21 protein-coding genes and 1 other RNA gene are annotated in these 21,981 nt (G+C 61.5%); 9 read left to right on the top strand and 13 right to left on the bottom strand.

Annotated features, from left to right (window positions below; genetic code table 11):
* The first annotated feature begins 94 nt into the window (after positions 1–94).
* Positions 95–304 carry a hypothetical protein gene (locus M2375_RS04850; protein ID WP_259164306.1) on the top strand — a complete coding sequence of 70 codons (210 nt, stop codon included), beginning with the start codon at positions 95–97 and terminating at the stop codon, positions 302–304.
* 322 nt (positions 305–626) lie between these two features.
* Here M2375_RS04850 and M2375_RS04855 read toward each other — a convergent pair whose 3' ends face one another.
* Positions 627–842 (bottom strand): hypothetical protein, encoded by a 216-nt coding sequence (locus tag M2375_RS04855; RefSeq protein ID WP_259164308.1) that lies wholly within the window; start codon positions 840–842, stop codon positions 627–629.
* A gap of 710 nt (positions 843–1,552) precedes the next feature.
* On the opposite strand from M2375_RS04855, the gene M2375_RS04860 reads away from it, so the two are divergent.
* From M2375_RS04860 to M2375_RS04880, 5 genes are all read left to right on the top strand, one after another.
* Positions 1,553–2,677: a branched-chain amino acid ABC transporter substrate-binding protein gene (locus M2375_RS04860; protein ID WP_259164310.1), complete on the top strand. Its 1,125-nt coding sequence runs from the start codon at positions 1,553–1,555 to the stop codon at positions 2,675–2,677.
* Positions 2,678–2,766: 89 nt separating this feature from the next.
* On the top strand, positions 2,767–3,690 hold the full coding sequence (livH, locus tag M2375_RS04865; RefSeq protein WP_259164311.1) for a high-affinity branched-chain amino acid ABC transporter permease LivH: 924 nt from the start codon (positions 2,767–2,769) through the stop codon (positions 3,688–3,690).
* Positions 3,690–4,916: a high-affinity branched-chain amino acid ABC transporter permease LivM gene (gene livM / locus M2375_RS04870; RefSeq protein ID WP_259164312.1), complete on the top strand. Its 1,227-nt coding sequence runs from the start codon at positions 3,690–3,692 to the stop codon at positions 4,914–4,916. The genes livH and livM overlap by 1 nt, the downstream gene beginning before the upstream one ends.
* A 37-nt stretch (positions 4,917–4,953) precedes the next feature.
* The gene (gene livG / locus M2375_RS04875) at positions 4,954–5,721 is read left to right on the top strand and encodes a high-affinity branched-chain amino acid ABC transporter ATP-binding protein LivG (protein ID WP_259164313.1); all 768 of its coding nucleotides are present in this window, start codon (positions 4,954–4,956) and stop codon (positions 5,719–5,721) included.
* An 8-nt stretch (positions 5,722–5,729) separates the two neighbouring features.
* Complete coding sequence (locus M2375_RS04880) at positions 5,730–6,431, top strand: ABC transporter ATP-binding protein (RefSeq protein ID WP_259164775.1); 702 nt, start codon at positions 5,730–5,732, stop codon at positions 6,429–6,431.
* Between the two features lie 86 nt (positions 6,432–6,517).
* Here the strand turns inward: M2375_RS04880 and M2375_RS04885 are convergent, their stop codons facing one another.
* The 12 genes from M2375_RS04885 to ffs all read right to left on the bottom strand — a co-directional run bounded on the left by M2375_RS04885 (position 6,518) and on the right by ffs (position 18,260).
* Positions 6,518–7,384, bottom strand: coding sequence for a TIGR00730 family Rossman fold protein (locus M2375_RS04885; RefSeq protein ID WP_259164314.1), 867 nt, complete (start codon positions 7,382–7,384; stop codon positions 6,518–6,520).
* A gap of 168 nt (positions 7,385–7,552) precedes the next feature.
* Positions 7,553–7,936, bottom strand: coding sequence for a fluoride efflux transporter CrcB (gene crcB / locus M2375_RS04890; RefSeq protein ID WP_259164315.1), 384 nt, complete (start codon positions 7,934–7,936; stop codon positions 7,553–7,555).
* A 69-nt stretch (positions 7,937–8,005) separates the two neighbouring features.
* Entirely contained in the window at positions 8,006–9,838 is a 1,833-nt protein-coding gene (locus M2375_RS04895) for a peptidase M14 (RefSeq protein WP_259164316.1), read from the bottom strand.
* Between the two features lie 59 nt (positions 9,839–9,897).
* Entirely contained in the window at positions 9,898–10,275 is a 378-nt protein-coding gene (gene mnhG, locus M2375_RS04900) for a monovalent cation/H(+) antiporter subunit G (protein ID WP_259164317.1), read from the bottom strand.
* Entirely contained in the window at positions 10,272–10,550 is a 279-nt protein-coding gene (locus M2375_RS04905; RefSeq protein WP_259164318.1) for a K+/H+ antiporter subunit F, read from the bottom strand. The genes mnhG and M2375_RS04905 overlap by 4 nt, the downstream gene beginning before the upstream one ends.
* The gene (locus tag M2375_RS04910) at positions 10,547–11,038 is read right to left on the bottom strand and encodes a Na+/H+ antiporter subunit E (RefSeq protein ID WP_259164319.1); all 492 of its coding nucleotides are present in this window, start codon (positions 11,036–11,038) and stop codon (positions 10,547–10,549) included. The genes M2375_RS04905 and M2375_RS04910 overlap by 4 nt, the downstream gene beginning before the upstream one ends.
* Positions 11,035–12,864, bottom strand: a complete 1,830-nt coding sequence (locus tag M2375_RS04915; RefSeq protein WP_259164320.1) for a monovalent cation/H+ antiporter subunit D — start codon at positions 12,862–12,864, stop codon at positions 11,035–11,037. The genes M2375_RS04910 and M2375_RS04915 overlap by 4 nt, the downstream gene beginning before the upstream one ends.
* A complete protein-coding gene (locus M2375_RS04920) occupies positions 12,864–13,229 on the bottom strand; it encodes a Na+/H+ antiporter subunit C (RefSeq protein ID WP_259164321.1) in 366 nt (121 codons plus the stop codon). Before M2375_RS04920 ends, M2375_RS04915 begins: the two co-directional genes overlap by 1 nt.
* Positions 13,230–13,241: 12 nt before the next feature.
* Positions 13,242–16,166: a monovalent cation/H+ antiporter subunit A gene (locus tag M2375_RS04925; protein ID WP_259164322.1), complete on the bottom strand. Its 2,925-nt coding sequence runs from the start codon at positions 16,164–16,166 to the stop codon at positions 13,242–13,244.
* Positions 16,167–16,599: 433 nt separating this feature from the next.
* Positions 16,600–17,766 (bottom strand): lipopolysaccharide assembly protein LapB, encoded by a 1,167-nt coding sequence (lapB, locus tag M2375_RS04930; RefSeq protein ID WP_259164324.1) that lies wholly within the window; start codon positions 17,764–17,766, stop codon positions 16,600–16,602.
* Positions 17,756–18,067, bottom strand: a complete 312-nt coding sequence (locus tag M2375_RS04935) for a lipopolysaccharide assembly LapA domain-containing protein (RefSeq protein WP_259164325.1) — start codon at positions 18,065–18,067, stop codon at positions 17,756–17,758. Before M2375_RS04935 ends, lapB begins: the two co-directional genes overlap by 11 nt.
* Before the next feature lie 97 nt (positions 18,068–18,164).
* An RNA gene (ffs, locus tag M2375_RS04940) (signal recognition particle sRNA small type) lies at positions 18,165–18,260 on the bottom strand.
* A 154-nt stretch (positions 18,261–18,414) separates the two neighbouring features.
* Here ffs and dnaX point away from each other — a divergent pair.
* From dnaX to recR, 3 genes are all read left to right on the top strand, one after another.
* The gene (dnaX, locus tag M2375_RS04945; RefSeq protein WP_259164326.1) at positions 18,415–20,643 is read left to right on the top strand and encodes a DNA polymerase III subunit gamma/tau; all 2,229 of its coding nucleotides are present in this window, start codon (positions 18,415–18,417) and stop codon (positions 20,641–20,643) included.
* A 64-nt stretch (positions 20,644–20,707) separates the two neighbouring features.
* Positions 20,708–21,040 carry a YbaB/EbfC family nucleoid-associated protein gene (locus M2375_RS04950; RefSeq protein WP_182322547.1) on the top strand — a complete coding sequence of 111 codons (333 nt, stop codon included), beginning with the start codon at positions 20,708–20,710 and terminating at the stop codon, positions 21,038–21,040.
* Between the two features lie 94 nt (positions 21,041–21,134).
* Positions 21,135–21,725 carry a recombination mediator RecR gene (recR, locus tag M2375_RS04955; protein WP_259164327.1) on the top strand — a complete coding sequence of 197 codons (591 nt, stop codon included), beginning with the start codon at positions 21,135–21,137 and terminating at the stop codon, positions 21,723–21,725.
* Positions 21,726–21,981 lie beyond the last annotated feature (256 nt).

Raw genomic sequence — 21,981 nt, forward strand, 5'->3', positions numbered from 1 at the left:
GCCCTGGCCGCGTTGGCCTTCAGGCAGGGCGGGTTTGAAGGGTTGCGGGGCTGTTTTGCCGGACAATGTCGGCTGCAAAAAACAAGGAAGCGCTGTGAACCCATCCCATGAACATGCCGAGCTGATCGCCAGCTACCAAAAGCTGGTGGCCGAAGTGGACAAGAAAACGGCGCTGGTGCGGGCCGCGTCGCTCAAAGGGCCGCTGGCCATCAAGGCTGCCACCGAAACGGCTGCCAAGGCGGCACGCCGCCGTGATGTGCTGGCCACCAAGCTTGCCAAGCTGGGGGTGGAGTTGGGCGGTTGATGCTGCCTGACAACTGCGGCCAAGTGCTGTGTGCTTGCTGAGTGCTTGCTAAAGCGCAGGTGGTACCTGCTTGGCTGCCGAGCTGTCTAGGGGCTAAGAAATAAGACGGTAGCTGGCTGCGATACCACTTACCACGCGGGTGGATGGGCGCAGCCGGCGTGTCGGCGCCCGCGCTGCATGGGCATGTCGGTGGGTGACGATGGCTTAGGAGCCCTTTGAAAACGCTCTGCCCTGGGCTGAACGCGGGCTCGGGCGATCCGTGGCCATCCCATTCGGCGAGGATTTGGCAGCGCTGCCCTCGCAGGTAGCCGCTAAAGCCGGTCTATGCCGGTGTACAAAATGCCCGATTGGGGTAGAGGATGTCGGTGAGCACATGCTGGCCACGGGTTTGCATCAGGTAGGTGCCCGGCCCGCCTGCGGCAATGGCCTGCTCCAGCAGCAACAGAAATTGCTGCCGATGGACGGCGTCATCGGGCAGCCAGTCGGAGGTGGGCGTGGCCGTGCCAGCGCTGGCACCAGCACGGTTTGAATTGATCAACCTAATCTCTTTCATGTTGAACAATTCTCCAGTTGTGATTGACTTTGTGCAAGCAATTTCTGCTGGGGTTAGCAATGGTTAAAGAATTGAGGGATGGCGTTATTCTTTTTATGTTTGCGTGCATTGACGGCTTGCTGCTATAGATATCAAAGCACTTTGCACCAAATATGCCGTTAGAAACTTGCCCGGGCTTTCGCAGCGCAAAGCGGCTAGCAGGTGGGTGTAACAAATTTCCTATCAATCCTGGGTGGTGCAGGCCCATACTGGCGCAGCGCCACACCGAAACTTGGCGGTTTTATCGGTGCCATGGATTTCTTCGCGGACAATGCGGCCCGGTGCGCGCATTGCGGTGGCTGGTACCGTTCTGAAAAATGCCCGGGTAAAAGTATGGGTAAGCGATGACTGCTGGGGCAGGGCAGCATCGTCAGCGCATATTTGTTGCAACAAAATGCATCTAGGTGCTTGCTTGTTTATTTTGCTGGCAGAGCTTAAATCGGCTGTTTGCACATTTTTGGTGCGTAAATGGCAAAAAATGCCCTGTATAGGTGCAGAAAACACTATTTGCTAGCACATAAGTGACATATTTGACAATCCTTGGCATCCCGGTTGCGAGTCTTCAAGACATCTATATGCTCTCTCCGCATCGCGAATAATAGTTGCTCTATTGGCAATGTCCGCGATCCATAGCTTCACTAAAAAGGATTCCCGATATGAAGATACCGTTTCGCTTCAACTCGATGGTGGTTGCATTTGGCTTGGCTGGCACGATGCTGGCTGGCGCTGCTCAGGCGCAAAGTATCAAGATTGGCGTGGTGATCCCTGCGACCGGCCCGCTGACCCAATATGGAGACATGGTCAAAGAAGGTGTGGATACGGCGCTTGAGCAAATCAATGCTGCCGGTGGTGTCAATGGCAGCAAGCTCGAAGCGGTGATCGTTGACGATGCCTGCGAGCCCAAGCAAGGCCCGGTGGCCGCTAACCGCGTGGTCAATGCCAAGATCCACTACGTGGTGGGCCCGGTGTGCTCGGGCGCTGCCATTGCTGCTGCCCCCATCTACAACAACGAAGGTGTGGTGGTGGTCACCCCATCGGCCACCTCGCCGGCGCTGACCGAAGGCAAGAACTTCACGTCGATCTTCCGCACCATCGGCCGTGATGACCAGCAAGGCCCATTCGCTGCCAAGTTCATCGCCCAGACCGTCAAGCCCAAGAAGGTTGCCGTGCTGCATGACAAGCAGTCCTACGGCCAAGGCATTGCCACCGCCGTGCGCGACACCCTCAAGGCCGACGGCGTGAACGTGGCCTTGTTTGAAGGTATCAATGCCGGCGACAGCGACTACTCTGCGGTGATCACGAAGCTCAAGAGCGCAGGTGTGGACTTTGTGTACTACGGCGGTTATCACCCAGAAATGGGCCTGCTGCTGCGCCAGGCTGCCGAGCAGGGCCTGAAGGTTCGCATCATGGGCCCAGAAGGCGTGGGCAACCCGGAGATCAATGCGATTGCCGGCCCGGCTGTGGAAGGCATGCTGGTGACCCTGCCTGCCGACTTTGCCTCGAACCCCAAGAATGCCGCCATCGTGAAGGCGTTCAAGGACAAGAAGCGCGATCCATCGGGCTCGTTCCAGATGGGCTCCTACACGGCAGTGCAGGTGATCGCTGACTCGATCAAGGCCGTGGGCAATGACGGCAGCAAAGTGGCCAAGCATCTGCATACCGCCAGCTTCGACACCCCTCTGGGCAAGCTCGCCTGGGATGCCAAGGGTGACCTGAAGTCCTATGACTTCCAGGTTTTCAACTGGCACAAGGATGGCAGCAAGTCGCCAGCGTCTAAGTAAGTGTGAATGAAAGGCATGGCTTTAAAACATAAAGCCATGCCTTCTTATTTTGGCGGCCACGAGCGCCAAAGAGATTGGGTGGGTAGGGTATGAACGATTTTTTGCCTCAATTCGTACAGCAGTTGTTCAATGGTCTGTCATTGGGTGCGATCTACGCGCTCGTGGCCATTGGCTACACGATGGTGTACGGAATTATCGGAATGATTAATTTCGCCCATGGCGAGATTTACATGATTGCAGCCTATATCGGGCTGGTGACTTTGTCGGCCATAGGCACGCAAAGCGGGCTTCCGGTCTTTGTGGTGATCGGTGCCATGCTGCTGGTGGCCGTCGTACTCACCGGTGTGTATGGCTATGTGGTGGAGCAGGTGGCCTACAAGCCTTTGCGCAGCAGCCCGCGTTTGGTGGCGCTGATTTCGGCCATCGGCATGTCCATCTTCTTGCAGAACTGGGTGGCCTTGGGCCAAGGCGCACGCGATATGGCCGTGCCTTCGCTGTTGCCAGGTGCTTTTAACTTTCACATGGGTGATTTCGAGGTTTTTGTGCCTTACACCCGTATCTTGATCATCGTGGTCGCCGTGGTGCTGATGGCCGCGCTGACCTTCTACATCCGCCACTCGCGTATGGGCCGTGCCTCACGTGCCTGTTCGCAGGATATGCAGATGGCCAACCTCTTGGGCATCGACACCAACAAGGTGGTGTCCTTCACCTTTATTTTGGGCGCGGTGCTGGCGGCTGTAGGCGGGGTGCTGATTGCGCTGGCCATTGGCAAGCTCAACCCCTATATCGGTTTTGTTGCGGGTATCAAGGCCTTTACCGCAGCCGTGCTGGGCGGTATCGGCAGCATTCCCGGCGCCATGCTGGGCGGTGTGCTGCTGGGCGTCGCCGAGACCATGGCGGCCGCCTACATCTCGTCCGAGTACAAGGACATCGTAGCGTTCGGCCTGCTGGTGCTGATCTTGCTGTTCCGCCCCACAGGTCTGCTGGGCAAGCCTGAAGTGGAGAAGGTCTGATGAAAGCAAATTTCAAAAACGCCTTCATCTCCGCCGTGCTCGCTGCCCTGGTGGTGGTCCCCATATTTGGACTGCACCTGGAGCGCAAGGCAGGACAAAACACGATTGAGCCGCACTGGAACCTGGTGATCTGGGGCTTTGTGATTGTGCTGCTGCTGCAGCTCGTCAAGCCCCTGCTGGGCAAGCACATGGCGCGTGTGCAGGCGCCGCGCCTGCCCGAGGTCAGTGCGCGCATGCGCATGACGTTGATGTGGCTGGTGATCGTGGCTGCCATCATCTGGCCGTTCTTCAGCGGCCGCAATGCGGTCGATATTGCCACCTTGGCGCTGATCTATGTGATGCTGGGCCTGGGGCTGAACATCGTCGTGGGTTTTGCCGGGCTACTGGACCTGGGCTTTGTCGGTTTTTATGCCGTAGGCGCCTACACCTACGCCTTGTTGTTCCACTGGGCGGGCTGGTCGTTCTGGGAAGCCCTGCCACTGTCCGGCGCGGCCGCTGCATTGTTTGGCTTTCTGCTGGGTTTTCCGGTGCTGCGCCTGCGCGGCGACTACCTGGCGATCGTGACCCTGGGGTTTGGCGAAATCATCCGGCTGCTGCTGGTCAACCTGGTGGATTTCACCGGAGGTCCCGACGGTATCTCTGGCATTCCCAAGCCCAGCTTGTTCGGCTTTGAGCTGACGCGCAGCGCCTCGCAAGAGGGCGCGCAGACCCTGCAACAGTTCCTGGGGATGGAGTTCAACACCATGCACATGGTGGTTTTCCTCTACCTGCTGGCGCTGGGCCTGGCCTTGGTCACTTTGTGGATCAGCAACCGCCTCATTCGCATGCCCATTGGCCGTGCCTGGGAGGCCTTGCGCGAAGACGAGGTGGCCTGCAAGTCGCTGGGCATGAACCCCACCAAGATCAAGCTCTCAGCCTTCACCTTGGGCGCCATGTTTGCCGGCTTTGGCGGTGCGTTTTTTGCGGCTCGCCAAGGCATCGTCAGCCCGGAATCGTTCAGCTTTATCGAGTCGGCCTTGATCCTGGCGATTGTGGTGCTGGGCGGCATGGGCTCGCAAATCGGTGTGGTGGTGGCTGCCATCTTGATCACGGTGCTGCCGGAGCTGGCGCGCGAGTTCTCTGAATACCGCATGCTGATTTTTGGCCTGGTGATGATCTTGATGATGGTGTGGCGTCCGCAGGGCTTGTTCCCGATGAAGCGCCACCACGAAGAATTGAAGCAGTGACCGTAAACACGGAAAACGCAAACAGGGAGAAGTGTTTATGAGTCAAAGCATATTGAAGGTAGAAGGCCTGTGCATGCGCTTTGGTGGTTTGCTGGCCGTCGACCAAGTCGCGCTGGATGTCAAGCCCCAAGAGATATTTGCCATCATCGGCCCCAATGGCGCGGGCAAGACCACGGTGTTCAACTGCATCAGTGGCTTTTACAAGCCCAGCGCTGGCACGGTCGTTTTGGATGGCCAGTCCATTGCCGGCCTGGCCAGCCATGAGGTCGCCAACCATGGGGTGGTGCGTACCTTCCAGAACGTGCGCCTGTTCAAGGGCATGACGGTGCTGGAGAACCTGTTGGTGGCACAGCACCAGCACATCAAGCGCAACCTGCTGGCCGGTCTGTTCAAGACCAAGGCCTATCGCGAGGCAGAGGACCGGGCCAAGGAGCAAGCGGCCCATTGGCTGGATGTCATGGGGCTGCGCGCCTTCAGCAACCGCGAAGCGGGCAACCTGGCCTATGGCCACCAGCGCAGGCTGGAGATCGCGCGCTGCATGATCACCAAGCCCAAGTTGCTGATGCTCGATGAGCCCGCAGCCGGCCTCAATCCGCAGGAGAAAGTCGAGCTCCAGCACCTTATCGACCGCTTGCGCCGGGAGTACGGCGTGACCGTGCTGCTGATCGAGCACGACATGAGCCTGGTGATGGGGGTGTCCGAGCGCATCCTGGTGATGGAGTATGGCAAGCCGATTGCACTGGGTGTGCCGGAGGCCATCCGCAATGATGAACGCGTGATCAAGGCGTACCTGGGAGAGTCCTGATGCAGCCGATGTTGGAAATCAAGAATGTCAGCACGCATTACGGTGCAATTTGTGCGGTCAACGATGTGAGCCTGCATGTCAACCAGGGCGAGATCGTCTCGCTGATTGGCAGCAATGGCGCGGGCAAGACCACCTTGCTGATGAGCGTCTGCGGCAACCCCTGCGCCACCACGGGCTCGATCAAGTTCGAGGGTGAGGAGCTGGTGGGGCAGTCGTCGCACCTGATCATGCGCAAGGGCATTGCCATCTCGCCGGAAGGCCGCCGCGTCTTCAAAGACTTGACGGTGATGGAGAACCTGCAGATGGGCGCGTTCTTTTTGAGCAAGCCGGAGATTGCGCAGGGCATCGACTACGTCTACGGCCTCTTTCCCCGCCTCAAGGAGCGCGCCGACCAGCGTGCCGGCACCATGTCCGGTGGCGAGCAGCAGATGCTGGCCATTGGCCGTGCACTGATGAGCAAGCCCCGCTTGCTGCTGCTCGATGAGCCGACCCTGGGCCTGGCGCCGCTGATCATTGCGCAGATCTTTGAGATCATCAAGGCCGTGTGTGCGCAAGGCGTGACCGTGTTCCTGGTCGAGCAGAATGCCAACCAGGCACTGCAGATTGCCGATCGCGGCTATGTGCTGGAGACCGGCAAGGTCACCCTGGAAGACACCGGCGCCAACCTGCTGCGCAACCAGGACATCCGCAAGGCCTATCTGGGCGGCTGATCAGCGCGGCTGCTGAACGTGGTACACAACGCAAAACCGCTCCTGGTCAGGAGCGGTTTTTTCATGGCCTTTGCGCCTTATGGGGCTTATGCGGGCTGGTAGTAGGCCTGGATGAGGCGGCAGGCCTCATGCACATCATCGGTGATGTTAAACAGCTTGACGTTCTCGGGCGAGATGGTGCCGTACTCGATCATCACGTCGAAATTGAGCATGCGCGTCCAGTAGTCCACACCAAACAGCACAATCGGCACGCTCTTGGCCTTGTGGGTCTGCACCAGGGTGAGCACTTCGAACAGTTCGTCCATGGTGCCAAAGCCGCCGGGGAAGACCACCAAGGCCTTGGCGCGCATCATCAGGTGCATTTTGCGCAGCGCAAAGTAGTGGAACTTGAAGCACAGCTCGGGCGTGATGTAGCGGTTGCCCGATTGCTCGTGCGGCAAGGTGATGTTCATGCCGACATTGGGCGCGTGCTCTTCGGAAGCACCGCGGTTGGCCGCCTCCATGATGCCGGGACCGCCGCCGGTGCAGATGTAGAGCCGGTCTTCGAGCTTCTGGGTTTCGCTGAATTTGGCCACCAGGCGTGCAAAGCGGCGTGCCGCATCGTAGTAGCGGCTGGTGGCCACGGCGCGTTGCGCCACGGCGATGGCTTGCGCATCGCCTTGGGCCTGGGCTGCTGACAGCAGTTGCGCTGCCTCATCCGGGGCCACAAAGCGTGCACTGCCAAACACCACCACGGTGTTGTTGATGCCTTGTGCGGTCAACTCCAGGTCGGGTTTGAGCATCTCCAACTGAAAACGGATGGAGCGGGTTTCGCGGCGGCTCAGAAACTCCGGGTCGGCAAAGGCCAGGCGGTAAGAGTCGCGTTTGGCAGCTTGTTCTGCCGGCATTTCGGTGCCAAACAGGTTCCAGTCATGCGCCATGACTTGTTCGTCGAGTTGGGTGTTGGCGTCCATGGTCTTCTCCAGCTTTCACTATGCAAGGTGCCAGGACGCCTCGGTAGAGGCAGCCCGGGATACACCAGCGTTCACAAAAAACACGGCCAGCGCAAGCCGAGCCTGCGCTGCTACTGAATATAGAGCGAATTGGGCACGCGCCCGGCGCATTGCGTCAAAAAATACGTATCAACGCGCTGCCCACAGGGCTTGGCCCGTTGCCAGGCCCAGGGCGGTCAGTGCCAGCGAGCCCAGCAGGTGCAGGCTGCATTGCAACAAGGCCAGGCCATAGCGCTGCGCCTGCAGCATCGATACCGTCTCGGCCGAGAAGCTGGAGAACGTGGTGAGCGCCCCCAGGAAGCCGGTGATCAGCACCAGGCGCCAGACCGGGTCAATGCCCGGTGAGTTTTGGAACAAGGCCACCAGCAAGCCAATGGCATAGCCCCCCACCAAGTTGGCCGCCAAGGTGCCCCAAGGCAGCAAGGCATGGGGTTGGTTGAGCCAGCGACCCAGCTGCCAGCGCGCCAGGGCACCCAGGCAGGCTCCGATCGATATACCGATGACATTCCACATGGCGGGCAGCTTAGCAGGGCGGCGGCGTGTGCGTGAAAAATCCACGGCAACCCTTGACCGCAGCTCGGCTTAGCGCTTTTGCACAATGCCCTGCCAAGCGGCATACGCGGCCAGAACCGCAGCGCGTTGCACCGTATGCGCAAATACCAGCGCATCACCCACCACCGTTTGGTCCGGGAATTCGGTGATCAGGCTCACGGGCGTGGGTCCGGTGTTGTCTATCTGCATGCTGCAGGGCGTGCCGTGCCGCAGCTCAAAAGGCTGGCGGCCGGAATGGCTTTGGTACAGCGCCAGTTGCCGGCGGTTGTACGCCGGCAGGCCCTCCACCTGCAGCAAGGCCTGCGCGACTTGCTCAGCCAAGGCCTCGGCCTCAGCCGGCCAGCCTTCCTGGTAGCGCAGGATCAAGAAAAACCCCTTGGGAATGGTCCATAGATCAAAGCCCTGCGGCACATAGCCAGACAGTGGCCGGGTCCATTCATGCGCCGGGTAGCCATGCAGGCTCAGGTGCAACTGGGCGCCGCTGGCGGCAGCGGCATCCTTGCGCAGCGCGCTCTCGTGCCACGGTGCATGGTCGCGGTAGGCCAGGTCATCGCCCAGCGCGGTGTAGCGCGCTGCATGGTGCATTTGCTCGGGGGCATAGCGGCAGTACCACTGGTGCAGGTCATAGCCGTCCGGGTTCTCGATGGGGATATAGGCAAAGTGGCTGTCTGCCTGTTGCGCCAGTGCCAGCGCGCCGCGCAAGGCGCCGGTCACGCCCGATATCTCATTGGCATGCTGGCCACCACTCAGCAGCACGGGGTGCTGGCTGCCCCTTTTATACGTTGCTGCAATCGGGCGGCCCTGTACGCTTTGCCCCTGGCATGCGCTGCCGTAGGCATGAAACAGGGGCTGGACCAGCGCATCCATCTGGGTCAGACTGGGTGCCCGTTGCAGCTGTGCTGCTGCGGCATCGGCTTGGGCGATCGACCGCAGTGCGGACGGGGAGGGTGCGGTGTTTTCTTCCTCCCCGGTCACTGGGGCGGGCAGGGAATCGGACAGGGACAGGGCGCGGATTTGCAACGCGATGCTGGTGAGCGCAAGCGGGTGGGATTGCGCAGCTACGCGGATATCCGGCACGATCTGGCCGGGTTGCAGGCGGCGGTCACCGGCAACGCGGCCGGACAGTTTTTGGAAGTGCTCCAGCAGCGAGAAGTACAGGTCCTCGTGCATGGCTTCCGGTGTGCTCATGGTCTCGCCCGTGCCGGCAATCTGCTGCTCAAAGCCGGGCAGCTGCATGGCGATGTGTAGGCGGCCAAAAAATGGTTCGGTCTGCGGCCAGCTATGGGCCGCAATGGCCTGCATGGCCTGGGCATAGGCCTCTTCATACTCGGTGTGCAAGGGGGCATCGTGCACGATGTGTCCCTGGGCATCGTGGGCTTGCTGCCAGCCGCAGGGGGTGATGCCCTTGCTGCCGTGTGCCGACTGGAAGGACCGGTTGGGTGCGAACACCTGCAGGCTTTGTGTGCGCCCATCCTGGTAGCGCAGCAGGAGCTCGTAGGTGTTGTTGCGCTGGCCCGCCTGCATCTGCAGCGCCACCGTGGGTGGCAGCATGGCGGCCAGCGGATAGGCCTCCAGCATGAAACGGTTGGGCGCGGCATCGTCATGCAGTGGGTAGTGCAGATGCAGGCTTTGCAGGCCTGCCATGTCCACGTCCTCCAGCAGGGCATGCACCAGCGGCTTGTAGGCGCTGCGGATGCGGGCGCTGATGCCCAGTTCCGCCAACTGCTGCTCGACCGCGCGCCGCGCCGCTAATCCTTCAAAACACCAGAGCTGCCAATGCAGCTCGGGTTGGCCTTGCGCGGTGCGGGCGCGCAGCCATTGGACCAGGCTGCGTTCGATGGAGGTGGAGAGGATCGTGGTCATGCACGGAGCTTAGTGCAATTGCGCGGTTCTCGCTGTCACCGTGCTCCGTTTTGATGGCCTCAGGCGTCGTTGGAATCGCTGTCTGTCGAGACGATACGGCTGACGCTGGGCGGCACGGCCTTGCCCATGCGTCGATCGCGGAACAGGGCAGCGCGCATGAGGAAGATGTTGGTGATGGGCACGGCAATGGCAATGAACACCGCAATCAGCAAGGCATGCAGCGAGATGGATTCGCTTTGCAAGGTCACATAGATGATGCTGCCCCAGACAATGCACCAGCAGCCGCCGGTGGCGATGATGGACGGAGAATGCACGCGTTCATAGTAGGTGGGCAGGCGAAACAGGCCCAGTGCCCCGATCAGGGCATTGAGCGCGCCCGCAAGCACCAGCACGGACACCAGAATCTGCACCCAGGTGGAGAGCGGTTGTTCGATCATTCGATCACCTCGCCGCGCAGCAGGAATTTGGCCATGGCCGTGGAGCTGACAAAGCCGAACAGGGAAATCAGCAGGGCCGCTTCAAAGTAGTTCACCGATGCGTAATGGATGCCCAGCACCAGCATGGTGAGCATGCCGATCAGGTACATGCAGTCCAGCGCGAGCACGCGGTCCTGCGCCTGTGGGCCCTTGAGCAGGCGGACCATGGCAAACAGCATCGCCAGCAGCAATATGCAAAGGGCCACGGGCATGGTCCAGGCAAGGATGTGGTTCATTCAAAAATCTCCATGAGGGGGCGCTCATAAAAGGCCTTGATGTGGTCGATGATGCCCTGGGGGTCATCGGCTTCAAGCACATGCAGCAGCAAGATGGAGCGGTCGCGTGATATCTCTGCCCAGGCCGTGCCGGGGGTGATACAGACAATCATGGCCAGCACCGCCAGCCCGTTGGGATCGCGCAGTTGCAGCGGTACATGGACAAAGGCCGCCGGGTTTTTGCGACTGCCCGGTGCCAGCAGCAGGCGCAGCACCGCCCAGTTGGACTGCATGGAATCGCGGGACACGCGCAGCCCCAGGCGCACAATCGTCCACGGCTTGCGGATATGGACCTCGCGCGGCCGCAGGCTTTGGGTCAGCACGGGAATCAATAGCCCAAACACGGCACCTAGAATCATCTGGCCGGCGCTGGTGGTGCGGTTCAGCACCAGCCACGCCACGAACAGGAAGACCGACAGCAAAGGGGCGGGGAAAAGACGCTTGATCATGGCTTTCCTTCGCTAGGATTGAGGACGGGCGCAGCGTCTTGCGTTGGCGCTGCAGGCACCTGCTCTGTGGTCGGAGACCAGGTACTCGAACTGTCGGCGCTGGTGGTGAGGCTCTCAGCCGGGGTTTCTTCCAAGGTAGGCACCGACTTGGCCGTGGGCGATGGCAGCGGCTGCTTGCCCAGCACCGAACGGATGTAGGTGTCAGGCGAGTGCAGGCTATCGGCGGCGCGCTGGGTAAAGCGCATGACGCTGGCGCCATGGGTCACCATCAGCACGCAGCAGCCCAGCAGCACGGCCAGCGGCAAGCCTTCGATGACTTTGAGCTCAGGGGTGGTGCGGCTGACGCTGGACCAGAACTCGCGGATGCCGATGCGCACCATGGCCGTCAAGGCCATCAAGCCAGTCCCAATTAGCACGGCCATGAACAGCCAGCCCAGCCAGCCGATCTGGGTGCCCGCCGAAGAACCCAGCCCCAGCGGATTGAGCAGGGCCGAGAGCATGGCAAATTTGCCGATGAACCCAGAGAGCGGAGGCAGGCCAGACACCACCAGGGTGCACAGCATGAACGACAGCCCGAGGAAGGCCATGGCCGCAGGAATGGCGCGGCCAATCAGCACCTCCTCGTCTTCGTCCAGGTTCAGGCCTTCGCGCGGTAGCAGCTCCGCCGTCAAAAACGGCGCTTCCTCGTCATCAAAGCGCACACTGGCCCCATCGGTGGTGCGCCAGCGCTCGATCAGGTCGGTGATCAAGAACAGCGCTGCCACGGCCAGCGTAGAGCTGGGGAGGTAGTACAACAAGGCGCTGGTCATCAAATTCTGGCCAAAGCCGGCCGCGGCCAGCAAGGTACCTGCGGACAAGATGGCCGCGTAACCTGCGACATAGCCCAGGCGCTGCGTGCCCAGGATGGATATGGCCGCATACAGCATGGTGGCCAGCCCACCCAGAATCAGCCAGGCGCTGCCAAAGTGCGCAGAAGGCCCCGCCTCGCTGCTGAACATCAGGGTCCACAGCCGCACGATGGTGTAGATGCCGACCTTGGTCATCAGCGCAAAAATGGCGCCCACTGGGGCCGTGGCCGAGCCGTAGGCGGGCACCAGCCAGAAGTTCAGTGGCCAGACCGCCGCCTTGATCAAAAAGGCGGTGGCCAAAATGCCGGCGGCGGTGTGCAGCAAACCCCGGTCGGCACTGCTGACGCTGGGGATGATGCGCGCCAGATCGGCCATGTTCAAGGTGCCGGTGATCCCATACAGCATCGACACCCCGATCAGGAACAGCGAAGAGGCGGCCAGGTTGATCGCAATATAGTGCAGGCCATGTTGCACCCGTGATTTCCCCGAGCCGTGCAGCAGCAGCCCGTAAGAGGCGGCCAGCATGATCTCGAAGAACACGAACAGGTTGAACAGGTCGCCGGTGAGGAAGGCGCCTGCCAGACCCATCATCTGGAACTGGAACAGCGGGTGAAAGTGCACACCTGCCCGGTGCCAGCGTGCACCTGAATAGACCACCGCGCACAGCGCCACGACGCTGGTGGTCAGCAGCATCAGGGCCGAGAGGCGGTCGAGCACCAGCACGATGCCGAATGGCGCCGCCCAGTTGCCCGACAGGTAGACACTCATCGAAGTGGCCACCCCGTCCTGGTTGCTCCATTTCACCAGGGCCATGGCAATCACCAGGCCAATCAGGCAGGAGCTGATGTTCATCAGCAGCTTGGTGCGTTGGTACTTTTCGCCCAGGGTCAGCATCAAGGCTGCCGTCAGCATGGGCAGCAAAATCGGGGCCAGCAGCAGGTGCGGCATAAGGCGCTCAGCCAGCGTCAACAGCGACATCAAGGCGTCTCCTGCACATCGTTGGAGAGGGTGCCGTCCACGTGGTCAGTGCCCGTCATGCCGCGCGAGGCGAGCAGCACCACCAGAAATAGGGCAGTCATCGCGAAGCCGATCACAATGGCCGTCAACACCAGTGCTTGGGGCATGGGGTCGGCGTAGTGCAGCAGATCGGTAGGCACACCGGGCTGAAGAATCGGTTCCCGGTCAATGGCCAGGCCGACGCGGCCCATGCTGAAAATAAATAAATTGACCGCATACGACAGCAAGAGCAGACCCATGATGATCTGAAACGTCCGTGGGCGCAGCAGCAGCCAGACGCCCGAGCCGGTCAATACGCCAATGGCAATGGCAAGTACGATTTCCATTTGGTATTGTCCTTAGGGTTGAGAAGCGGAGTCGCTACGCTCGCCTTGCTGGCGCTCGTGGTAGCGGAAGCCCCGTACGGATTGGTGGGCAATGCTGGTGAGCATCAGCATGGTCGAGCCCACCACCAGCGAAAACACGCCGATGTCAAAGAACAGCGCGCTGGCGACATGGATCTCGCCCACCAGCGGCAAGCTGAAATGTGCCGTGTGGCTGGTGAGGAAGGGGTAGCCAAAATACCAGCTGCCCACGCCCGTTCCCAACGCAAACAGCAGGCCCGCTGCAATCCAGCGGCGCGGGTAGATCGGCAGGTGCGATTCGACCCAGTGCGTGCCGGAGATGATGTACTGCAGCAGCAGGCCGATGGCCAGGGTCAGGCCGGCGACAAAGCCGCCACCGGGCTCGTTGTGGCCACGCATGAACAGGTACATGGACACAACCGCTGCAAAAGGCAGCAGCAAACGCACCAGCACGGCGGGCACCATCAGGTAGCCGACAGCGGTATCGGTGGCGCTGCGCGGGTTGAGCAGGTCGGTGTGCAAGTCAGCCGGCAAAAAGCGTTGCTGCTCGGGTACATCCATGGCCTCAGGGGCCGGGCGAAAGCGCCGCAGCAGTGCATAGACCGTGAGCGCCACAATGCCCAGCACCACAATCTCGCCAAAGGTGTCAAAGCCGCGGAAATCCACCAGCATGACGTTGACCACATTGGTGCCACCCCCCTCGGCTTGCGCACGCTCCAGAAAGAAGGTGGAGGTGCTTTCGGGGAAGGGGCGGCTCATCATCGCAAACGACAGCCAGGCCATGCCGCCGCCGGCCAGCAAGGTGATCAGCAGATCGCGCCAGCGGCGCACCGTCACCCAAACGCCTTGCTGTGATACCTTTTTCAGCTTCTTGTCACGCTTGGGCAGCCAGCGCAGGCCCAGCAGCAGCAGCACGGTGGTGACGACTTCGACCACCAACTGGGTCAAGGCCAGATCGGGTGCCGAGAACCACAGGAAGGTCATGCAGGTGGCCAGGCCGGCACCGCCCAAGGTCACCAAGGCCGCCAGGCGGTGGTACTTGACCAGGAAGGCCGCCGCCAGCGAGCAGCTGATACCAATCAACCACAGAATGCCGAAGGCGGGTGACAGCGGCTGCAGGCCCCGGTTACCCAGTTGCAAGCCATGGATCAACAAGGGCAGGGCGGCGGTCAGCAAGGCCGCCAGCACCAGCCACAGCGCCTGCCATTGCCAGCGGCGTGTGCCCAGCCAGCGGCGCATGTGGCGCGCGCCGTTGGTGATGATGGCCATCACGGCCTGGAACACCCATTGGCCGTTGATGCGTGCCACCAGCGGTGCATCATCGACATAGTTTTTGGCCCGCAGCTGGCGCAGCAGCAAGTACAGCAAGATGCCCGCCAGCATGGCAATGATGCTCATCACCAAGGGCGCATTGATGCCATGCCACAGCGCCAGGCTGAATTCAGGCAGCGTGCCGCCCACCACGGGCGAGGCTGCTGCATCCAGGTAGTTGCCCACTGCCCAGGCCGGGAAGATGCCCACGAGCAGACAGACCAGCACCAGGAACTCGACCGGCACCCGCATCCAGTGCGGGGGCTCATGGGGTTCATGGGGCAGGTCGGTGGCGGGCGGGCCAAAAAACACATCCACGGTAAAACGCAAGGAGTAGGCCACGCTGAAAATGCCGGCCAAGGTGGCAGCCACCGGCAGGGCGGTGGTCAGAAACGGCGTGGTGTTGATGTACACCGTCTCGGCAAAAAACATCTCTTTGGACAAAAAGCCATTGAGCAGCGGCACACCGGCCATTGCCGCACTGGCCACCATGGCAAGGGTGCCGGTGATGGGCATCATCTTTTGCAGGCCGGAGAGGCGGCGTATGTCGCGTGTGCCCGACTCGTGGTCGACAATGCCAGCGGCCATGAACAGCGACGCCTTGAAGGTGGCATGGTTCATGATGTGGAACACCGCTGCCACGGCTGCCAACGGGCTGTTGAGGCCCAGCAGCAAGGTGATCAGCCCCAGGTGCGACAAGGTCGAGTAGGCCAGCAGCGCCTTCATGTCGTGCTGGAACATGGCGATATAGCCACCCAGCAGCAAGGTGATGGCGCCCGCGCCGCCCACCAGCCAGAACCACTCCTCGGTGCCGCTGAGCGCAGGCCATAGGCGCGCCAGCAGAAAAACGCCGGCCTTGACCATGGTGGCCGAGTGCAAATAGGCCGAGACCGGGGTGGGCGCGGCCATGGCGCGGGGTAGCCAGAAATGGAAGGGGAACTGGGCGCTCTTGGTCAGCGCACCCAGCAAAATCAGCACCAGGGTGACGCGGTACAACTCATGGTTGCGGATCTGGTCGCCAGCGGCCAGCACGTTGTCGAGCTCATAGCTGCCGACAATGTGGCCCAGCAAGAGCACGCCGCCCAGCAGACACAGACCCCCGGTGCCGGTGACGGTGAGCGCCATGCGAGCGCCCATGCGGGCATCCTTGCGGTGGTGCCAGTAGCCGATCAGCAAGAACGAAAAAATACTGGTCAGTTCCCAGAAGAAGACCAGTTGGATCAGGTTGCCCGACAGCACCACACCCATCATCGAGCCCATGAAGGCCAGGAAGAAGGAGAAAAAGCGCGGCACCGGATCGGCCTGCGACATGTAGTAGCGCGCATAGAGCACGACCAGGCTGCCAATCCCTAGCACCAGGATCGAGAACAACCAGGCAAAGCCATCCATGCGGAAATGCAGATCCAGCCCCAGCTGACCCAGCCAGGCAACATTGTGGTGAACCACGCCGTTGTTCTGTGTTTCCGGGAAAAGCATGGCGACTTGGACCACACAGAACACGGCGATGGCCCCTGCCAGCGTGGACTCCGTGTTACGCGCGTTGGCAGGCAGCAGCGCCGCGATGGCGCTGCCGATGAAGGGGAGAAGGATCAGGTATGAAAGTGCCATTTTTTTGTAAATTCTACAAGCTGGCCCGATCCCAGCTGCTACTAAAACCCGAGCAAGTTCAGGATATTGGTCATGGGTTATCGATAGTCAATACCCTATGTTAGTGACTGCAAATGCCGCAGCAAAGGTGGTTTCTCGCTGCTTGTTTTGCACATGCGCTGATGCATGCTTTGCATGAATAGGAAGCGGGCACGCCATAGCGCCTGACTGCGGCAATGTGACCGGTTCGGGGTGGAGCTGGGGGGGGAGAAAAAGACCGCGCGGCGGTGCCGCCGGGGTGTTGCAAGCGTGTGCCAAGCCATGCTGCGGGAGATGGCAGTGGTGGTTTGCAAGAGAAGTTGCGTTGCGTCGGGGTCCAGTGCCAAGGCATATCAGGGCTCCTGCGCCCTGGAGCAGGGCGTCAACGCATCCTAGCAGAAGCCGCGGAGATGGCCTATTGCTCTTCCACCCGGCGCGGGGGGTAGCTGTCCCAGGATTGGCAGCCCGGGCACTGCCAGAAATGCTGCCTGGCCTCAAAGCCGCAGGCCGCGCAGCGGTAGCGCGTCAGCGGTTTGGCGGCCGTGTCCAGCGCGCGTTGCACGGCAGGGTGGTGCTCTTCATGGCTGAGCGTCTCTTGTGCCAGCCAGCGGCCAGCGGCGACCAGGGACGGTTCATGGCGCAGATGCTCGATATACCAGTCGCGCGCCAGCGGGTGCGCCGCATCGGGCACCATGGCCTGTTCATCCATCTGCACCAGGCTTTGCATCACGTCCAGCGATGGCGAGCTGCGGTAATTAGCCAGCAGCAAGGCGCGCACCTGCGGCTTGCGTGTATCGGTCTTGACCAGCTCCAGCATCAAGGGCGCCACCAGAGGCACCGATGACGGAGAGACCGAGGCCAGCTCCATCAGCGAGCCCAGCGCCAGCGCATGCTGCCCGCTTTTGTGTTGCAGATGGGCCACTTCGATGCGTGGGCGCGGCGCATGCGGCGCCTCGGACAGGGCTTGCTGCAGCAACTCCAGTGCGGCATCCAGCTGGCCCTGCGCCTGTTGCCCCAGGGCTTGCTCACACAGGTAGTGCGCAATGCGCACGCTGTAGTCGCCCTGGTTGCGGCTGTGCATCAGGCGGGCAATCTGTACGGCCTGGGGCCAGTCATGGGCGCGCTCGTAAATGGCCAGGCGCGACAGGCGTGCCTCGTTTTCATAGGGCGTGCCGTCCAGCCGGGCGAGCGCATCTTCGGCGCGGTCCAGCAGGCCGGCCTTGAGGAAATCCAGTGCCAATGCGTGCTGAGCGCGCTCGCGTTCGGGCTTGCTGATGTCGGCACGCGAGAGCAGGTGCTCGTGCACGCGCACGGCCCGGCTGTACTCGCCCCGGCGGCGGAACAGATTGCCCAGCGCAAAGTGCAGCTCGGCGGTGTCGGGGTCGTTTTGTACTGCCTCGATAAAGGCATCGATGGCCTTGTCCTGCTGCTCATTGAGCAGAAAGTTCAGCCCCTTGAAATAGGCCTTGGGGGCGCTGCGGTTCTCGCGGCGGATCTGGCGCAAGTCAAAGCGCGATGCCAGCCAGCCCAGCACAAAGGCGGCCGGAAAGCCCAGCAAGATCCAGGAGATATCAAATTCCATGAGGTGGCAGCGGTGTGGACTCGTCCGCAGAGGACGTGGAGGAGAGGGTCGGCTCTGCGGCAGCAGTTTGCGCCAATGCGGCGCGTTGCGCCGCTTTGCGGTGCTTCCACCAGCGGGGCACCATGCCGATGATGCCCACAATCACCCCGGCGCTGAAAGCCAGTAGCACCACCAGCACCAAGGGCGCTTGCCACTGGGTGCCAAAAAACAGGTGCACCACTACATCCCGCTGGTTATTGAGCGCAAATGCAAACAGGGTGAAGAAGATGACAGCTTTGAGCAGCCACAGCAGGTATTTCATGGCAGTGACAGGAATGGCTTGGGCGCCATTCTACGTGGATTCACGCTTGGGCTCTTGAAAAGCAAATGCCAGCACAAGGCTGGCATTTATTGTATGAGGTGACGAGCCTGACCCCGGCACTGGATCCACAGTTAGGGCTGCTTGGTTCCCCACCTGACCCGGTTGGCCGCTTCCCCATGCGAGGAGGCCCGTCAGCGGTTGATTGTACCTAAAGAAAACGGACTCCCAAGCAAGCCGGCCAAAAAGTCCTTAAGCGGGGGCGGCTCTGCGGTGCAGGCAAAAGTATTGCGTGCCCGCCAAGGCAGTGACTCTCAGGGCTGCCGCGACTGACCGTAGAATGCAGCTCTATGTCTTATCTTGTTCTCGCTCGCAAATACCGTCCGCGGAATTTCTCTGAAATGGTAGGCCAGGAGCATGTGGTGCAGGCGCTGTCCAATGCACTGGTGCAGCAGCGCTTGCACCATGCCTACCTGTTTACGGGAACCCGTGGCGTGGGCAAGACGACGGTCTCACGCATTTTGGCCAAGTCGCTCAACTGCACGGGTGCCGACGGCCAGGGCGGCATCACTGCTGCGCCTTGCGGTGTGTGCCCGGCCTGTACCGAGATCGACAGCGGGCGTTTTCCTGACTACACCGAATTGGACGCCGCCTCTAACCGCGGCGTCGATGAAGTGCAGGGCCTCCTGGAGCAGGCGGTGTACAAGCCGGTGCAGGGGCGCTTCAAGGTCTTCATGATCGACGAAGTGCACATGCTCACCAATACCGCCTTCAACGCCATGTTGAAGACGCTGGAGGAGCCGCCCGAGTACCTGAAGTTTGTGCTGGCGACCACCGATCCGCAGAAGGTGCCGGTCACGGTGCTGTCGCGCTGTCTGCAGTTCAATCTGCGGCCCATGGCGCCAGAGACCATTCAAGAGCATCTGGGCCGTGTGCTGGTGCAAGAAGAGATTGCCTCCGAGCCCCAGGCGCTGCGCCTGCTGTCGCGCTCGGCCCGCGGCTCCATGCGCGATGCACTGTCGCTGACCGACCAGGCGATTGCCTTTGGTGGTGGCCAACTGCAGGAAACCAGCGTGCGCCAGATGCTGGGTGCCGTGGATTCCAGCCATGTGTTTCGCCTGATCGATGCGCTGGCGCGCGGAGACGGCGCCGAAGTGGTCGATACCGTCGACCAGCTGCGCCACCAAGGTCTGTCAGCCGCGTCCACCTTGGAAGACATGGCCGTGCAGCTGCAGCGCATGGCAGTGCTGCAGGCCGTGCCGGACAAGGCACGCGCATCCGCCGCTGAAGACGATGCCGATCAGCAAGAAGTGCTGCGCCTGGCGCAGCAAATGCCTGCGGATGAAACCCAGTTGCTCTACAGCATTGCGCTGCACGGCCGCGCTGAACTGGGGCTGGCACCCGATGAGTATGCGGCGCTGACGATGGCGTTGCTGCGGCTGCTGGCTTTCAAACCTGCAGCATCGGCTGAAAAAAAAACTCTGAATAATGCGCTAGCGCAGCCGCCCAAGGCGCCTGCACCCCCGCCAGCCGCTGTGGCCATGCCCGCAACCCCGGCGCTGGCATCTACAGCTCCCGCATCCCCGCCATTGCCGCAAGTGGCCCCTGTTGCGGCGCCTGCGCCTCAGCCTGCTCCTGCTCCTGCTCCTGCTGTGGCAGCCCAGGCCGCAGTTCCAGCCGCAGCCACCGCCGCAGACGCGCCGGTGTCGCAAGCGGCCCCCGCTGCGGTGGAGGCGGTCAAGCTGCCGGTGCGCAGTGCTGAGGACCTGATCCCCGCGCGTGCGGCAGCATCGGTGCCCGAGGTGGCGGCGACGCCACCCACGCCAGCCCAGACTGAGCAAGAGCTGGTGGAAGAGGAGCAGCCCCAGCTGCACGATGATGATGACGCGGCACCGTTGCCAGATAACGATAGCGATGACGACGGCGATGAGGACACGCAAAGCGGCAGCAGCGCTGACGCGGATGGCGTGCCTTACTTTGACGATGTGCCGATGGAGGCCTACGCCAATGACGAAGATGCGGCATTGGCAGCGCCCCCTGGCGCGCTACCCCATGCGCCGGGCATGGCCGGGCTTGCCCAAGAGCGCACCAGCCTGATTGCCTTGCCGGTACAGACACCACAAGCCAGTGATTTTGACCGGCCGGCTGCCAACTTTGGCGAGAACCTGGGCCGGGTGCCGGCGGAGTTCGAGGACACGGCCGAGGGCCGGTTCTGGAACGAGACCGTGACCCAGCTGGTGCAGGCAGAGGCGGTGACCGCCGTGGCGCGCCAGTTGGCTTTGCGTTCCCAGCTGCTCAAGCGCGATGCCGATGAGTGGCAGCTGCGCGTGGATCTGGAGTCTCTGGCCCAGCCGGGGACCGTGGAGCGGCTGCGCACGGCCCTGGTGGCAGCCGGGTTGGTGGGCAAAATCCAGGTGTCGGTCGGTGCCGTGGAGGACTCTCCGGCACGGCGCAAGGCCCATGCGGTGCAGGCACGCCAGCGGGCTGCCGAGGACACCGTGCGCAAAGACCCCTATGTTCAATCGCTGATACAGCAATTTGGCGCGAAAATAGTGCCCGGTAGCATTCAGCCACTATGATGCGGCGTTCGCTGGCGGGTTGGCTTTACAACCTGCCGCAGGTTTTCAAACAAAAGGATTTTTCATGTTCAACAAAGGACAACTCGCTGGTTTGATGAAGCAGGCCCAGGCCATGCAGGACAACCTGAAAAAGGCCCAGGATGACCTGGCCAACATCGAGGTCGAAGGCGAATCGGGTGCCGGTCTGGTCAAGGTGCTGATGACCTGCAAGCACGACGTCAAGCGCGTGACCATTGATCCGAGCCTGCTGTCCGAAGACAAGGACATGCTCGAAGACTTGGTGGCTGCTGCCTTCAACGCCGCTGTGCGCAAAGCCGAAGAGACCAGCAACGAAAAAATGAGCAAGATCTCCGCCGGCATGCCTGGCTTGCCCGGTGGCATGAAGCTCCCGTTCTAAATCTGTTGCCTGATGCGCTTGCCCTTCCTGACGCTGCTTGGCAGATGGCATGGGCGGGCGCTTTGTGGTGCTAGGCCCTTTGTGAGTTTTTCCCATGTCTGATACCGGCACCCTGGAAGTCTTGGTGCAGGCGCTGCGCCGCCTGCCGGGTGTCGGCGTCAAGTCGGCCTCGCGGATGGCCTTCCACCTGCTGCAAAACGACCGCGAAGGTGCCGAGCTGCTCTCGCGCGCCTTGCACGAGGCTAGCAGCCGGGTGCGCCATTGCGAGCGTTGCCATACCTTTACCGAAAACAGCATCTGTTCAACCTGCCTCGATGAAGGCCGGGATGCCGCGCGCCTGTGCGTGGTGGAGACGCCTGCCGACCAGGCCGCCCTTGAGCGCACCGGTGCCTACAAAGGGTATTACTACGTGCTGATGGGGCGTTTGTCGCCGCTCGATGGCATCGGTCCGCGTGATATTGGCGTGCAGCAGCTGCTGCAGCGTGCCAGCGATGGGGTGGTGCAAGAGGTGATTCTGGCCACCAATTTCACAGCGGAGGGCGAGGCCACCGCCCATGTGATCTCCGAGGCCTTGCAGCGCAAGGGCATCGGCTTTACCCGCTTGGCGCGGGGCGTGCCCATCGGCAGCGAGCTGGAGTATGTGGATCTGGGCACCATTGCCCACGCCTTGGCTGATCGCCGCTGAAGCCGGGGCGAGTGGCGGAGCCAGCGCCTTTTCCCAGGGATTCATAGGTCTGTGCCGTATTTGGCGCAGAGCCTCCCGCAGATTGGGAAACTGGGTTTTCCTGCACCCCCATCAGGGCTAAATCCCGCCTTGGCCCCTGGCGCGCTGCTTGCGACCGATTACAATTCAATGCTGATCTTTATGGTTATTTATGCATTTCATGCATGAATCATCCTCGGTGCAGTCTGTTTTTTCTGGATTTGCCCGCTTTTCTGTC

This window comes from Comamonas sp. BIGb0152 (assembly GCF_024809975.1).
In the GTDB taxonomy this organism is placed as follows: Bacteria; Pseudomonadota; Gammaproteobacteria; order Burkholderiales; family Burkholderiaceae_C; genus Comamonas.

Excerpts from the sequence above, each read along its gene's own strand:
- M2375_RS04915 (WP_259164320.1), bottom strand. The coding sequence starts at position 12,864 with ATGTCGCTGTTGACGCTGGCTGAGCGCCTTATGCCGCACCTGCTGCTG.
- livM (WP_259164312.1), top strand. The coding sequence starts at position 3,690 with ATGAAAGCAAATTTCAAAAACGCCTTCATCTCCGCCGTGCTCGCTGCC.
- crcB (WP_259164315.1), bottom strand. The coding sequence starts at position 7,936 with ATGTGGAATGTCATCGGTATATCGATCGGAGCCTGCCTGGGTGCCCTG.
- dnaX (WP_259164326.1), top strand. The coding sequence starts at position 18,415 with ATGTCTTATCTTGTTCTCGCTCGCAAATACCGTCCGCGGAATTTCTCT.
- M2375_RS04910 (WP_259164319.1), bottom strand. The coding sequence starts at position 11,038 with ATGATCAAGCGTCTTTTCCCCGCCCCTTTGCTGTCGGTCTTCCTGTTC.
- M2375_RS04925 (WP_259164322.1), bottom strand. The coding sequence starts at position 16,166 with ATGGCACTTTCATACCTGATCCTTCTCCCCTTCATCGGCAGCGCCATC.
- M2375_RS04950 (WP_182322547.1), top strand. The coding sequence starts at position 20,708 with ATGTTCAACAAAGGACAACTCGCTGGTTTGATGAAGCAGGCCCAGGCC.
- livG (WP_259164313.1), top strand. The coding sequence starts at position 4,954 with ATGAGTCAAAGCATATTGAAGGTAGAAGGCCTGTGCATGCGCTTTGGT.
- recR (WP_259164327.1), top strand. The coding sequence starts at position 21,135 with ATGTCTGATACCGGCACCCTGGAAGTCTTGGTGCAGGCGCTGCGCCGC.
- M2375_RS04860 (WP_259164310.1), top strand. The coding sequence starts at position 1,553 with ATGAAGATACCGTTTCGCTTCAACTCGATGGTGGTTGCATTTGGCTTG.
- M2375_RS04905 (WP_259164318.1), bottom strand. The coding sequence starts at position 10,550 with ATGAACCACATCCTTGCCTGGACCATGCCCGTGGCCCTTTGCATATTG.
- M2375_RS04895 (WP_259164316.1), bottom strand. The coding sequence starts at position 9,838 with ATGACCACGATCCTCTCCACCTCCATCGAACGCAGCCTGGTCCAATGG.
- M2375_RS04880 (WP_259164775.1), top strand. The coding sequence starts at position 5,730 with ATGTTGGAAATCAAGAATGTCAGCACGCATTACGGTGCAATTTGTGCG.
- livH (WP_259164311.1), top strand. The coding sequence starts at position 2,767 with ATGAACGATTTTTTGCCTCAATTCGTACAGCAGTTGTTCAATGGTCTG.
- M2375_RS04920 (WP_259164321.1), bottom strand. The coding sequence starts at position 13,229 with ATGGAAATCGTACTTGCCATTGCCATTGGCGTATTGACCGGCTCGGGC.
- mnhG (WP_259164317.1), bottom strand. The coding sequence starts at position 10,275 with ATGATCGAACAACCGCTCTCCACCTGGGTGCAGATTCTGGTGTCCGTG.
- M2375_RS04935 (WP_259164325.1), bottom strand. The coding sequence starts at position 18,067 with ATGAAATACCTGCTGTGGCTGCTCAAAGCTGTCATCTTCTTCACCCTG.
- M2375_RS04885 (WP_259164314.1), bottom strand. The coding sequence starts at position 7,384 with ATGGACGCCAACACCCAACTCGACGAACAAGTCATGGCGCATGACTGG.
- lapB (WP_259164324.1), bottom strand. The coding sequence starts at position 17,766 with ATGGAATTTGATATCTCCTGGATCTTGCTGGGCTTTCCGGCCGCCTTT.